This is a genomic window from Williamwhitmania sp., from assembly GCA_035529935.1.
Classification (GTDB): domain Bacteria; phylum Bacteroidota; class Bacteroidia; order Bacteroidales; family Williamwhitmaniaceae; genus Williamwhitmania.
In genome coordinates, this window is sequence record DATKVT010000070.1 from 35,182 (window position 1) to 48,837 (window position 13,656).

A 13,656-nucleotide genomic window follows, 5' to 3' on the forward strand; every position below is an offset into this window, starting at 1 on the left:
TCAAACGATTAATTTGTGTAAGCGCAAACGATGTTTCACTTACAAATTCTGCGTAAATTTAGAATCTTATTAATGATTTATCAAAACAAAAAGTCATGTTAAAGAATATTATTCAGCAGGTTTTTCAAAAATTCCATCCTTTATTATCACTCCACGGCTGTTTTTACCATCGATAACAACGTGCAATGGCTTACCAAACCTGACACAACGAATAAATTTAGACTCATACACAGCATTCATCTTATCGAGCTCGGTATAGTTTAAAATTCCATCACCCATAAAGGGGTTTATGGTTAAATACCCTACTCCAAAGGAGGTCAAGTTTTGGAAAAAGTGAGTTCCCTGACTAGGGTCTACACGGAAATCTTTTTGTCCAGCCTCTACAATTACCCGGGCCTCAGATATTTGAGGCCACTTAACTGGAATACCCAACCAGGGGTCACTGCTCCCCCATCTACCTGGTCCCACAAGAATATAGTTACGCTTTAACTTGGAATAGCGCTGATTAAGTGCCTCCATTTCCATGGCAATAATGCCTGACTTGGCAGGGTCAAACTCATCTGGCTTCAAATAGACAATATCTCTAATACCATCTATTCTCCCATTCCCAAGGGCCGATTCAGCGTAGATTAAAGCTTTGGATACATCAACATTATCCCACCTAAAATCTTCTAGTTGCTCACTTTCAACAATCGGGCGAATTTGAAGAAAGTTAAAGACCATAGGCTGCTCTTTTCCCAATTCCATATTTACGGCAAACTCTATCTCAATGGAATTATTCATCTCCCGCTGACCTATCTCCAGCAGATCAGCTAGAATGTTTGCGAGAGGGAATGTATTATGCTTCAATATATTAGAGAATGTTATAACACGAGGACCACTACCAAAAATGCCATCTCGAATTGAATGATTTTCATACTCATAGGTGGAAGCTACTAGGCCAATGCTACTTTGAGGGGCGTCGGCAATGCTCATCTTTCTGAGATTTATTCCATCATCGGTGGAGGGAACGAAAGTTTCAGGAGAGAGGTCAAGCCCATAGTAAATCTTTTGTGTATCCTTCATTGCCATCTGGGGGGTGCTAAGCTGGAGTACCTTTTTGGGGAACCGTGGGGAGAAGCGAAGTCCCATCCCTCCGTCAACAATGAGTTTACCAAGTCCGTATCCAATATTTGCAATTCCATGCTCCGGTCGCTCCAAACCAATGGGGTAAAAATTAACGGACCGAGCAACGCCTGAAATTGTTGGGTAAAAGAGATCACCGTGTTGATTTCCGCACACTTCTTGCAGAACGATGCCCATCTTCTCCTCGTCAATAACATTGGAAGTGGCGCTAATGTATGCCTTGCTACTTCGGTAGAATACCGATGCATATACACTTTTAATGGCTTGACACAGCAATAGAAAAACCCTTCTATCATCCGACACCCGTGGTATCATGTAGGTGGAATAGATACCAGCAAATGGCTGATAGTAGGAATCTTCCAACTTACTGGAAGAGCGAACCGCAATTGGGTTTGCCACCACCCTTATAAATGTTTGCAAATCGGGGATTAACCTTTCGGGCAGTGGGCAATCTAAGAAACGCCTCAATATTTCATCATCAGATATTTTAGATAACGCAACTTCATAAAGTGAATTTGTCTCCATGAACTCGTCGAAAATCTCAGTAGAAAGAACTACCGTTCTTGGTATGGATACAATCACACCTGGATATCTGTCGAAGAGCATATGCTTGTTGATAACGGTATTGATAAAGGCCAGCCCTCGCGCTTTACCGCCCAGTGAGCCATCACCAATTCGAGCAAAAATTAGATACTTGCTGTAGGTGTTTCTATCAAACTTGGCAATTACCCCTCTGCCAGTGGCAAAGCGAAAGTTCGAAATTGCCTGATGAATGTACTTTCGAACTTGAGCAGTATCTTTAAAATCCTCCGGACGCAGCCGCTTAAAAACTTCGGCGATAGGGAACAACGCCCTAGCAAACAACCACTTCGAAATATGGTTTCTACTTGCATGATAGAGCAACGAATTATCGGGAATGGTAAGAATAATGTCTTGCATTGCCTCCAAACTTTTTGCCCTTCCCACTTCCTGATGAGTATCAGGATTCCGAAAAACAAAATCACCAAAAGCAAACTCACTCACAATAAAATCGCGCAACTCAATGAATAGCGTTTTGGAGTACTTATAAATAAATCCAACTCCCAGTTCCTCTGCATTTTTCCTATTTTGCTTGTCCGACGACTGAAGTATAAAAGGCATATGTGGATCCTCAGCACGAACTATCTTGCAAAGTTCAAAACCAGCCTTAGTCGTAGTTTTGCCTCCCTTCTTCGTCTTGTATGAGATGTCGCTAATAACCCCCAAGAGGTGATCCTTATACTTGTCGTATAGTTCCTTAGCCTCATCAAAGGTGGTAGCAAGAAGAATTTTTGGTCGACCTCGCATACGAAGCATCTGCTGCTGCTCGTTGAGCGCTTCGCGCATAAACATTTTAGATTGCTGCAGCACAACCTTGTATATATGTGGCAGATACGATGAGTAGTAACGGATGGAATCTTCCACCAAGAGGATGGTTTGCACGCCAACCTCCAGGACGTCGTGCTCAACATTCATTCTATCCTCAATGAGCTTAATAATTGCCAGCAGGAGTTCCGGATTCCCAAGCCAGGAGAATACAAAGTCAACGGCACTCAAATCCTCCTTCTTAAGTTTGAGGGAAACCTCCCGAGAAAAGTGCGTCAATACAGCAATGGGCACTTCCGGACAAATCGACTTCATCCTCTTAGCCATCTCAAAGGTATCTATCTCACCAATGTTTAGCATTGAAATCACCAAGTCGATAGATTCCGAACCAAGAATTTCCAATGCCTGTGTAGCAGAATCAGCCCGTATAAATGAAGGAGGGTAACGTAGGTTATGCGACACATATTCGTTGAAAATAAGTTCATCTATCCGACCATCCTCTTCTAGCATAAAGGCATCGTAGCTAGAGCAGATGAGCAATACCTTATGAATCCGCTTCTGCATAAGCAAATCAAATTGGGTATCGCTAAAATCGACTGTATTATTTTGAAACAACGCGCTGTATGGAGCCATAATTACTATATTTTCCTAGCCAAATATAGTTATTTTAAAAATGGACAAAAATGCAAAAAGGGCCCAGTAAGGGGCCCTTTTTATTTAAAAATCGAAAGATTCTACTCAACTTCCCATGTTTCTCCGCTGTGCAGCAACTCATCCATGTTATGAATTTTAGCATTCCGCTGTACCTCGATTACTTGGTCACGAACGTTATCGTCGTAGGTTGAATCCTTAACCATTCGAATAACACCCAATGCCACTGGATATTCAGGATATTCCATGTTAACCAGCATCATGTGTAATCCTGGATTAGGGTTAGTTTCATCATGAACCAATACGTCATCAAGGGTGTAGCCATCCTGTCCTATGGTAACTACTTTCAGCCTTAAGCCCTGGCCGTCAAGCACTAATCCTTTATCCCGCTTCTTACCAAACACCATCTTTTCCCCGTGATGGAGCACAATAACACGATCATCTCTGAACTCACGATCGGTTATGTTGCCGTGGGTACGGTCGTTGAAAATGACGCAGTTTTGCAAAATCTCAACAACGGAGGTTCCGTCATGTTTTGCAGCCTCAACGAGAATCTCGGAGGTAAGCTTTACCTCTACATCGATGGAACGGGCAAAGAACTTGCCTTGAGCACCAATCACCAATTCACCTGGTCGAAAAGGATGCTCAACAGTTCCAAATGGAGATGTTTTAGTTATGGAACCAAGTTTTGATGTAGGCGAATATTGACCCTTGGTTAATCCGTAAATCTCGTTATTAAAGAGGAGGATATTGATGTCGATATTGCGTCGAACAGCATGAATAAAATGGTTGCCACCAATGGCCAGCGCGTCACCATCTCCGGTAATTTGCCAAACACTTAAGGTTGGATTAGCAACCTTTATACCAGTAGCAATGGCGGATGCCCGACCATGAATCCCATGGAATCCATAGGTATTCATGTAGTAAGGGAAACGGGAGGAACAACCTATACCCGATACAAAAACATAGCGTTCCTTTGTATATTTCAGAGCCTCTGAAACCTCAGGCAAAGCTTTTTGAACTGAACTCAGAATGGCGTGATCACCACAACCAGGGCACCATTTAACTTCCTGATCACTCTTAAAATCCTGAGGCGTTAACGTCTTAAAATCTGCCATGATTACTTGCCCTCCAAAATTTCATTAAACTTGTCTGTTAACTCTGCCACCGTAAAGGGAAGTCCCTGCACCTTATTCATCTGCTTATAGTCAAACTTTTGATAAGTCATCCGAAGATAGTTTGCCATTTGTCCCATATTGAGTTCACAAACCACCAATTTCTTGTAACTCTTAAAAATTTCACCGAGATTTTTTGGCAGCGGATTAATATAGTGAATATGGCAAAGGCTAACCTTTTTCCCTTCGGCGCGCAACAAATTAACAGCGCTAACCAAGTGTCCATATGTTCCGCCCCAACCAATCACAAGCAAATCGCCCTCCTTGTCGCCAACAACATCTTGCTCGGGAATATAGTTTTGCATGCGCTCAACCTTATTGGCCCTAGTTTCAACCATAACCTGATGGTTCATGGCATCGTGAGACACGGAACCCTTCAACGCATCTTTTTCTAACCCGCCAATGCGATGCTCCAACCCAGGTGTACCAGGCAAGGCCCATCCGCGTGCTAGAGTGTCAGGATTACGTTTGTAAGGATAATAATCGGTTGTTCCCATTGGAACAACTGGCGGCTTTATGGCTGGATAGCTGCTCATGCTTGGAATCTTCCATGGCTGTGAGCCATTGGCAATAAATCCATCGGTAAGTAACATAACTGGAGTCATGTGTTCAATCGACAACTTCCCAGCCATGAATGCATAGTCGAAGCAGTTTGAAGGGGTGCTTGCCGCAACAACCGCCATTGGACACTCACCGTTCCGTCCCCAAAGAGCTTGTAGCAAATCACTCTGCTCCGTTTTTGTTGGAAGACCAGTAGAAGGGCCACCACGCTGAACATCAACTACCACAAGTGGTAACTCAGCCATAACTGCAAGGCCAATGGCCTCCGATTTAAGCGAAAGTCCTGGGCCAGAAGTTGAGGTAACTGCAAAATTGCCAGCAAATGCAGCTCCAATAGATGTACATATGCCAGCAATTTCATCCTCTGCCTGCAATGTTTTCACGCCAAGATCTTTCCTCTTTGCCAGTTCTACAAGAATCTCAGTAGCTGGGGTAATAGGATAAGATCCGCAAAAAAGAGGTAACCCAGCCTTTTCAGCAGCAGCAATTAATCCCCAAGCTGTAGCAGTATTCCCATTTACATTCCGATAGGTTCCCTTATCGCGGGTAGCAGCCTCTACGTGGAAACGATTAGGCATGGCCTGAATATTACCTGCGTAGTTATACCCATCCTTCAGCACCTTCATATTGGCCGCGGCAAGACCAGGCTTCTTGGCGAATTTTTTAACAAGGTATTCCTCCGTATGAAGCATTGGACGATCGAACATGTTATACACCATTCCAAGCGTAAACATGTTTTTACACCTCACGATGCTCTTATTGTCCATCTCACTCTCCTTAAGGCTTTCCTTGGTAAGGGTAGTTATATTGGCAAAGATGAGGTGAAAGTCATCCAGATTAAGCTCTGCCACAGGATCAAGGGTTTTGTAACCCGCACGAACAAGACCCTTTTCATTAAAAGTATCAGCATCCAAAATAATGGTACCGCCCTTCTTAACCCACATCCAATTAGCCTTTAAGGCTGCAGGATTCATTGCAACTAAAACATCACAAAAGTCACCTGGCGTATTAATTTTCTTGCTGCCAAAGTGCACCTGAAATCCTGAAACTCCGCCTACCGTTCCTTGGGGTGCGCGAATCTCGGAAGGATAATCGGGGAAGGTTGAAACTCCATTGCCTAGTAGCGCAGAGGTATCGGAAAACAAGGTACCGGTTAGCTGCATTCCATCTCCAGAGTCTCCTGAAAAGCGAATAACAACCTCCTCCATTTCAACCCGACTAACTTTTTGGTCCATAACTAACTAATTTTTAATTTACCTTGATCACCGAGTTGCTTCCAAAACGGATAATGCATATAATGCAACGAAATGCCTTATATGCATTAGCAAATTGTTTTTCATATTTTTATGCACAAACCCGTGAACAAAAATTTTCACAAATTTACTCTTTTTACTATTCAAGCGACACTTAAAACAAACTTTTTTGGAAAGATTGCAATCGTTTTAAATGTTCTTGTTTACAACCTATAGCTTACTAAACCAATAGGCCAAAGAACCATTCAACCAGAATGTTGTTAAACACATTGCTAGACTATTTCCGGCATCATCTATTAACTTTGAAAACAAAAAATGGCACTTATAAAATCGGTCAGAGGGTATACCCCTATTATAGGAGAGAATTGCTACCTAGCAGAAAATGCAACAATTGTTGGAGAAGTAACCATGGGCAACGACTGCAGCATATGGTTCAACACGGTTCTGAGGGGCGACGTTAACACCATCACCATTGGTAATCGAGTAAACATACAGGATGGAGCCGTTCTGCACTGCCTCTATCAAAAATCGAAGGTGTTAATTGGCAATGACGTTTCCATAGGGCACAACGTAACCATCCATGGTGCAACCATAAAAGATGGGGCACTTATTGGAATGGGAGCAACAGTGCTGGATGGTGCAGTGGTAGGAGAAGGTGCAATAATTGCTGCAAATGCACTAGTGCTCAGCAACACCATTGTAGAGCCTGGCAGTATTTATGCCGGCGTTCCAGCCAAATTTGTAAAGAAAGTTGACCCAGCACAGGCTCAGGAGATCAATCAGAAGATTGCAAAAAACTATCTCATGTATTCTAGCTGGTATAAGGAGGAATAAAAAAGGGTGGAGTTGGCTCCACCCTTAAATACCCTATTCTGGCATGATTACACACAAGGTCCTATCCGCTTTAGTAGCTGAGTTTATAAAGTCGACATAGGAGTTATATTTTTCCGCCGGGTAGCTGTTTCTATAAACCGCCATCTCTCTTACAACAATTATCTTTGAACCTTTACTTGTGCATGAGAGCTTGTAAGCTCCAAATTCACTTTCGATTGATTTCTTTTCGGGCATAGCCTCCACCTTAAATCCAGTAGGGATTACGATTACAATTGTATCCCGATCCAACCAGCCCGATCCAATTTTAAAATCCATTTTTCGACTTTTGGGTTTGGCCAAAACTCTATCAAACGGATTAACAGGAACGGCAGGAACAAAAAGACGGCTACCAGTTTTGGAAGCAAGTTTTGGCACCAAAGCTTTTACATCACTACTGGAGGTTACTGTATCTCCCTCAGAAACGGCAATGCTGAAATCGAGTATTTTAATCCCAGGCAAGGAGTATTCTTTGTAAAGTGCTTCTTCCTGATCCTTACGAGAATACCACGCTTCAGGAAAAACATTCTCCACCTGATTGCCGTAAAATTTGGATTTTACTTCAAAAGAGGCATCGCCAGCCATATCTATTGCAACATCTATTCGACGCTCCTCCTTATTGTCATAAAATTTCCTAACGGGCGTTTTTACAAGCACGCCCCCTCTTTCTGTCACCATCAAGGCATACCTGTTAACTAGCCAAGGTGTAACATAATAAAATGGATTCCGCTGATCGGTGCATTCAAGCCAAACTGTATCCTTCTCCATTGGAATGGAAAGAACCGCATGGTTCATCTGATTTAACGAAGAAAAATTGGGGAAGGTGATTTCGTGACCTGCAACTCCAATTTCGGTATAGTAGCCATTAATGCCTGCCACCTTCAAGAGCGCTTTTGTGTAGTTGGTTAAAGCCTTACAGTCACCATAACCCGTTTCGTCGACAACGGCGGCAGGAAATGGTTGAAATCCTCCAATGCCTAGCTGAATACTAACGTATCGGGTTCGTGACTGCATATACTTATAAACTCGCTTAATAATCTCCCGCTTATCGGTTACTCCTGCAACAAGGGCTTTAATCTTATCAACGGTGGCAGCAGGAAGTACATCCCGCCCTTCAATCAAATCGCGAGTCCATTTGCCGGAACTTTTCCATGTAGTAAGGTCTCCCGAAGTCTTATCGAAGAAGAAAGCTGAGGGGGCGAAAAAAACTGTTGGGAGGAAATTGTACCTGTTAGGCAGGTAATCCTCATCGCTATAAGCATCCTTGTTCGATATACTCCATCGGTAGTGAACTACCTTTCCATCATTTGAAGAGTCAGGTGGATTAACATTAAATTGTAAAAAGCGAAGCTTATAGCTACTCGGTACTTCAACAACCATTTCTGCACTTTGGAGAGATTGTCGGTCATCATCCATGGGCATCCATGTTGGGAATCCAACGAATCCATTCATCTCGATTTCATAGGTATAATCAACTGTATAGGGCAACTTATTCGCAGTATAATTTACATACTTTGCCCTAGAGTCATCATACAACGTATACCCGTCAACGAGGCTGAAATCCTTAATCTCGCTATTTTTTATCTTTTTTATTTCAACACCAAATTCATTATAAACCACTGCGCTTGTAATGGACAGCTTATGGAACTTGTCATAATACTCATACAACGAAGCCTGTTTCCTTCCAGCTTCAGTTAAAACCGTCTTCACCACATGCACCTTCAAAATTGCCTTTGACTCACTTTGAATTAAGAGTTGAGAAGAATAATCCCTAATAACGATATCGGCATTCTTCACTAGTTCAGCAGGAATGGTCAACGTAGGATATTTCACCTCTTTTGCCTGAAGTGAGCCAAAAATTAAAAAGAAAAAGCATATAAGATGCAGGAAATATTTCCTCATTTCTCAAAGATTAACAATAATTAAAACTGGCTACAATTTTAAAAAAGCACGACTATTAACTATTTTTTTTTAGCACAACCTTCTGTTGAAGTTTTGTAGCAATCTGATTGAAAAACTCCTTAAAGTTGGGATAATCCAAGGGTGCATATACCGAATTTGGAATTGTAAGCCGTGATACAACTACCAGTACTTTTCCATTCAAAGCACAACTATAAATAAACTTGCCGCCATTATTAGGTAAAACGATAGCCATTGGCTTAGGTAAGTCCTCCACCGTATATCCCTCAGGCACCACAAATTGGTTCATGTATGTTTCTTCCCGCGGCATACCAAAATTTATTGGAAACTTCCGATTAACATCAACAAAGGGGTTAGCTGTATTTCCAAACCCAACACACGGGTCTATATACATTAAATCTCCAGCCACGGAAACAACTCCCTCCGGTTTGAGATGAACTTTTACGGTAACCATTGGACTTCCTTTTTCGCCACAGGTAATCTTTAGACTATCAGCCACGTCTGAAGCAAAATCTTTCTTGATTTGCTTTTCAACCTTTGCCTCGGCATCAGCCTCCCCAAACGCGGATTGGAAGAATGTGGCAAAGTAGTCGGAAAAGATTTGTTGAAGATCTCCCTCCAACCCTCCATCGGTTGAAATTGTGAATGAACTGGAGGACCTCAATTTTGAGATAAAACTAGGATCGAGAGAGATCCATCCAGCATGGTTCTCATCCACAACTCGACCTTGTCCATTAAGGTCAGCAAACGGAAGTACGTTAACATCAGAAAAGCGGGATGTTGCATCAAGAAGGTAGGTTTTATCGCCCACTATTACCTCTGCAATCACATTGTTAAAGTTAGAAAGGGTGGGCCTCCCTGGGTTTACAACGCCATTTCCTCGAGTGCTCAAAGCAACGGGGAAAGCATCAAGTCCAACTTTTCTTAAAGCAATCACAAGATTTAAGTTGACTTCAGCGGAATTGCCACCGCCATCTTTATAGGCTCTCCTAACCCCATCCTTGACAAAAAGTCTATAGCTATTGTTCCATTTAACCTTTGAACGAATGAAGTTGAATGTATTTAATATTTTATCCTCAGGTGTGGTTCCAACTTTGAGAGCACTAATATCATCATCCATATAGCCACCACCACTCAGCTGCTGACCAAAATAATCATTTTGTAATAATTTCTTTGTCACATCTTCCCAAGTAGTGGAGAATGTTTGTATGGAGTGACCTGGGTGAGAATACTGAGCGAGTTCAAACTCCAAACGAGTAAAATAATTATCAATATTATCAACAAACACTTCACCCTTCTTAAGTGCTGGAACATCCTTAGCAATATAGGATATTCTAGAAGCCATGTAATCAACAGTATATCCATAATCACCCGAATCAGCTTTGCCCTGCATTGTGGCTTCATGGTGAGTAACGGATACACTCTTATGGAGGCTTCCTAAATCTATATGAGAGTAAGACTCAAAACCATAAGGGTAAGTATTATAGTGAAAATACTCAGGAATTGTAACCGTATAGCTACTATATATTACAGGAATTGCATACTGAAATTTCCATGGGTATAGAGAAAATAAGTAGTTAGACGAAATACTGTATTGAAAATCTATAACCGAACCGACCTTGCAATCGGGAAAAGCAAACTTCTTTTTGCTATAGTTCCCCTCTACATTCTCAGTAACTCCGTCTCTTAAACCGACTTTTGACTTAACAATTTTTCCTTTTTCCTCATTAAATACTATTGCCCCAAATTGGCTTATGCGTTGAGACTGATCCCCTTCAGAATATAGTGAAATTTCTAGGTTAGCCCAGTCAAGCCCCTCTTTAGTTAATATTTTTATACGCCCATGCCGCTCAAATTTCATCAGCCATTTTTCAGATGCATCATCAAAATACACTTCAACATTACCCTCGTCAAAAAGGAAAACAGCCTCTGCAGAGGAATCTTTTGGGTAAATCTCCATATTCATCTCCTCAGGAGACACCTTTCCAAACTTGGAAACCTCGTTTTGACCAAAGGCACATGCTACCATCAGCCACACAAGGGTAAACAGTAAAACAGACTTTTTCATTGTAATGTGATTAAGAATTAGGTTATTTTGAAATTATACTTTTAAGCAGCGGCGGTGTTAATATAATAAAGGTAAAAAAATAATTATAAAACAAACAATTCTGTTGAATTAATCATTAAGAGATAGCCAGAAAGCTACTATACTGACCATGAAATACTAGTAACTGGGAAGGCAATTAGGGATAGGTGGGGGGATGAATTGTAAATCACAACTCACAAACAGAAGGAACTATTAATCAACGACATATTAGCGAAAAAATAATTGTATTGTCACAATTATTAGCTTGTCAACGGCTGAGTTGCAAACCTAATATTTCCTTGATTTGGAAGATTATGTACAATCTGACTAACAAGCAACTGCAAAGTTGACAATGAACCACTGGAATAAAAATGGTAGAATGGAGACACTGTTGGTGAATTGTGAAGTGTTTGGTAAATTCGATCTACCTGCATAGCAACCGCAGGCGATGGATTTACAACTGTAATTTTCCCATTCGAAACTTGCCGAATTGCCTCTTCTAAAAAAGGATAGTGCGTGCAACCAAGGACCAGATGGTCAGCTCCTGCATTGATCATTGGATCAATATAATGATGCAGCAAATCCAGAACCTTATCAGAAGAAAAATCACCGGATTCAACTAGTTCAACAAGTCCATTCCCGGGTTGAATAATCATTTGTACATCGGAGGCAAATCGCTTACTTGTCTCCTGGAATAGCCTACCATTAAAGGTGCCACTTGTGGCAAGCACGCCAATTACTCCTGTTGTAGAATTTAATGCGGCAGGCTTAACCGCCGGCTCCATTCCCACAAAGGGAATTGGATACTTAGCTCTCAAAAAATCAATCGCAGCGGCTGTTGCTGTATTACAGGCAACTACAACCATTGAAGAGCCTTTGCTCAACAAAAAGTTGGTTACCCTATCGGCCAAAACAATTACTTCCTCTTGGGATTTCTCGCCATAGGGACAATTGGCATTATCGGCGTAGTATAGAGTGCTTTCATTTGGCAACAGGGCAATAATTTCCTTCCAGACCGAAAGTCCACCAACACCTGAGTCAAACACTCCAATTGTTGCCATTATGTACTAAAAAAAGAAAGGGCCACTCCTTTCAGAATGGCCATTCCTGTATTTTACAATATTGAATTACTTAGTAATTCCCAACTCTTTTTTAACCAAAGTGGTGATATCAATGCTCTGGGTGTCGGAATAGTAAACAATTCCAGGAGTACCAATGTCAAAAATATAGGTAAAGCCATTGGCCTTAGCCACTTTCTTTATGGCATCATTTGCCTTTTCAAGGATAGGTTTAAAAAGGTCTGATTGCATCTTCTGGTAGTCATCCTGAGCAGTTGTCTGGAATTCCTGAATTCTCTGCTGGAGATCCTGCAACTCTTTTTCCTTAGCATCCTTAATAGCTGGTGTTAAACCATCCTTTTTTGCAAGGTATGCCTGATACTTGTTGTTGAACTCTGTTTGAAGGTTTTCTAACTCACCAGAAAGTTCAGTCCCATAATTCTTCAACTTAACCTCGGCGCTATCCTTCTCTGGCATTAGAGAAATAACCTGCTGAACATTAATATGTCCGAATTTAAAACTCTGAGCCTGAACATTTCCCGTTAACGAAAAGCATGCCATCATGGCTGCTACTACGATAAGTCTTCTCATTTTACTAGTGGGTTTGTTTGTTACAAATTTACGAAAATTCTAATATCTATTTATAGCCAAGTCGTTGCAACACTTCATCACTCTTGTCATACTTCGGATTGGAATAGAGCACAGAGGGGTTATTTGCCACGTCAAAAATGGCTGCATAACCTCCTTCTGCGGCTAAATCCTTTACCGCATTATAAACTTGATCCTGAACCGGCTTAACCAACTCTGCTCTCTTTTTAAAGAGCACACCATCGGGGCCAAAATAGTTGCGTTGCAAATCTTGTGCATCCTTCTGAAACTTTGCTATGTCCTGCTCTCTTTTATTTCGCATATCCTGTGTGAGCAACACCCGCTCTGCTTGGTATGATCGGACCATGTCATCCAAAGTAGTAAACCGCGTCTCAACCTCCTTCTGGTATTGGGTGGACAACTTATCAAGTTGCTCTTGAGCCGCCCGAAACTGAGGAATCTTTTTAAGAATATAATCGGTATCAACGAATGCAAATTTCTGGCCAAAAGCTACTGCACTGGCAAAAAAAAGCACGGACATCAAAAATATTTTCTTCATTGCTCCCAATTTTTAGAATGGCATACCAATTACAAAGTGGAAGTTTGACCCGCCTGCACCAGGATATGTTGCAACATTATCGAATCCGTATCCCCAGTCAATCCCAAGTTGACCCAGCATTGGGAGGAATAATCTGATACCAACACCAGCAGATCGTTTTATAGCAAATGGGCTAAATTGAGTAAAATCGTACCATGCATTACCCCCCTCAATAAAGGTCAACGCATAAATAGTTGACGAAGGAGAAAGCACCAATGGATAGCGCAACTCTACCGTAAACTTATCGTAAAGGTTTGCCACTTGAATGCCATTGTGATAAGGAGTAAGTGAATTATTCTCATATCCACGCAACCCGATGGTTTCCTTCCCATACAAATTGTAGCCAGACATACCATCACCACCTACGTTAAATCCTTCAAAGGGAGAATACCCAAGTTTTTTATTATAGTAACCAAGGTAACCAAAC

The 13,656-nt window shown here is 41.6% G+C and carries 10 protein-coding genes; 1 reads left to right on the top strand and 9 read right to left on the bottom strand.

Annotation, left to right across the window (positions count from 1 at the left end; all coding sequences use genetic code 11):
• Positions 1 to 108 precede the first annotated feature (108 nt).
• The 3 genes from VMW01_05285 to VMW01_05295 form a co-directional block, all read right to left on the bottom strand.
• Positions 109 to 3,102 (bottom strand): PEP/pyruvate-binding domain-containing protein, encoded by a 2,994-nt coding sequence (locus tag VMW01_05285; protein HUW05652.1) that lies wholly within the window; start codon positions 3,100 to 3,102, stop codon positions 109 to 111.
• 101 nt (positions 3,103 to 3,203) lie between these two features.
• Complete coding sequence (locus VMW01_05290) at positions 3,204 to 4,238, bottom strand: 2-oxoacid:ferredoxin oxidoreductase subunit beta (protein HUW05653.1); 1,035 nt, start codon at positions 4,236 to 4,238, stop codon at positions 3,204 to 3,206.
• A 2-nt stretch (positions 4,239 to 4,240) separates the two neighbouring features.
• Complete coding sequence (locus VMW01_05295; GenBank protein HUW05654.1) at positions 4,241 to 6,091, bottom strand: 2-oxoacid:acceptor oxidoreductase subunit alpha; 1,851 nt, start codon at positions 6,089 to 6,091, stop codon at positions 4,241 to 4,243.
• 333 nt (positions 6,092 to 6,424) lie between these two features.
• On the opposite strand from VMW01_05295, the gene VMW01_05300 reads away from it, so the two are divergent.
• Positions 6,425 to 6,943, top strand: coding sequence for a gamma carbonic anhydrase family protein (locus VMW01_05300; GenBank protein HUW05655.1), 519 nt, complete (start codon positions 6,425 to 6,427; stop codon positions 6,941 to 6,943).
• Between the two features lie 33 nt (positions 6,944 to 6,976).
• Here VMW01_05300 and VMW01_05305 read toward each other — a convergent pair whose 3' ends face one another.
• The 6 genes from VMW01_05305 to VMW01_05330 form a co-directional block, all read right to left on the bottom strand.
• The gene (locus VMW01_05305; protein HUW05656.1) at positions 6,977 to 8,881 is read right to left on the bottom strand and encodes a DUF3857 domain-containing transglutaminase family protein; all 1,905 of its coding nucleotides are present in this window, start codon (positions 8,879 to 8,881) and stop codon (positions 6,977 to 6,979) included.
• 55 nt (positions 8,882 to 8,936) lie between these two features.
• Positions 8,937 to 10,967, bottom strand: a complete 2,031-nt coding sequence (locus VMW01_05310) for a DUF3857 domain-containing protein (protein HUW05657.1) — start codon at positions 10,965 to 10,967, stop codon at positions 8,937 to 8,939.
• A gap of 278 nt (positions 10,968 to 11,245) precedes the next feature.
• Complete coding sequence (gene murI, locus VMW01_05315; GenBank protein HUW05658.1) at positions 11,246 to 12,046, bottom strand: glutamate racemase; 801 nt, start codon at positions 12,044 to 12,046, stop codon at positions 11,246 to 11,248.
• A gap of 66 nt (positions 12,047 to 12,112) precedes the next feature.
• Positions 12,113 to 12,634 (bottom strand): OmpH family outer membrane protein, encoded by a 522-nt coding sequence (locus VMW01_05320; GenBank protein ID HUW05659.1) that lies wholly within the window; start codon positions 12,632 to 12,634, stop codon positions 12,113 to 12,115.
• Positions 12,635 to 12,680: 46 nt separating this feature from the next.
• A complete protein-coding gene (locus tag VMW01_05325) occupies positions 12,681 to 13,190 on the bottom strand; it encodes an OmpH family outer membrane protein (GenBank protein ID HUW05660.1) in 510 nt (169 codons plus the stop codon).
• 12 nt (positions 13,191 to 13,202) lie between these two features.
• On the bottom strand, positions 13,203 to 13,656 hold a 454-nt coding region (locus VMW01_05330), incomplete at its 5' end, for a hypothetical protein (protein HUW05661.1).

What these genes read in the sequence shown, in the direction of transcription:
- VMW01_05325 (HUW05660.1), bottom strand. Translation starts at nt 13,190, where the DNA reads ATGAAGAAAATATTTTTGATGTCCGTGCTTTTTTTTGCCAGTGCAGTA.
- VMW01_05310 (HUW05657.1), bottom strand. Translation starts at nt 10,967, where the DNA reads ATGAAAAAGTCTGTTTTACTGTTTACCCTTGTGTGGCTGATGGTAGCA.
- VMW01_05300 (HUW05655.1), top strand. Translation starts at nt 6,425, where the DNA reads ATGGCACTTATAAAATCGGTCAGAGGGTATACCCCTATTATAGGAGAG.
- VMW01_05305 (HUW05656.1), bottom strand. Translation starts at nt 8,881, where the DNA reads ATGAGGAAATATTTCCTGCATCTTATATGCTTTTTCTTTTTAATTTTT.
- VMW01_05295 (HUW05654.1), bottom strand. Translation starts at nt 6,091, where the DNA reads ATGGACCAAAAAGTTAGTCGGGTTGAAATGGAGGAGGTTGTTATTCGC.
- VMW01_05320 (HUW05659.1), bottom strand. Translation starts at nt 12,634, where the DNA reads ATGAGAAGACTTATCGTAGTAGCAGCCATGATGGCATGCTTTTCGTTA.
- VMW01_05290 (HUW05653.1), bottom strand. Translation starts at nt 4,238, where the DNA reads ATGGCAGATTTTAAGACGTTAACGCCTCAGGATTTTAAGAGTGATCAG.
- murI (HUW05658.1), bottom strand. Translation starts at nt 12,046, where the DNA reads ATGGCAACAATTGGAGTGTTTGACTCAGGTGTTGGTGGACTTTCGGTC.
- VMW01_05285 (HUW05652.1), bottom strand. Translation starts at nt 3,102, where the DNA reads ATGGCTCCATACAGCGCGTTGTTTCAAAATAATACAGTCGATTTTAGC.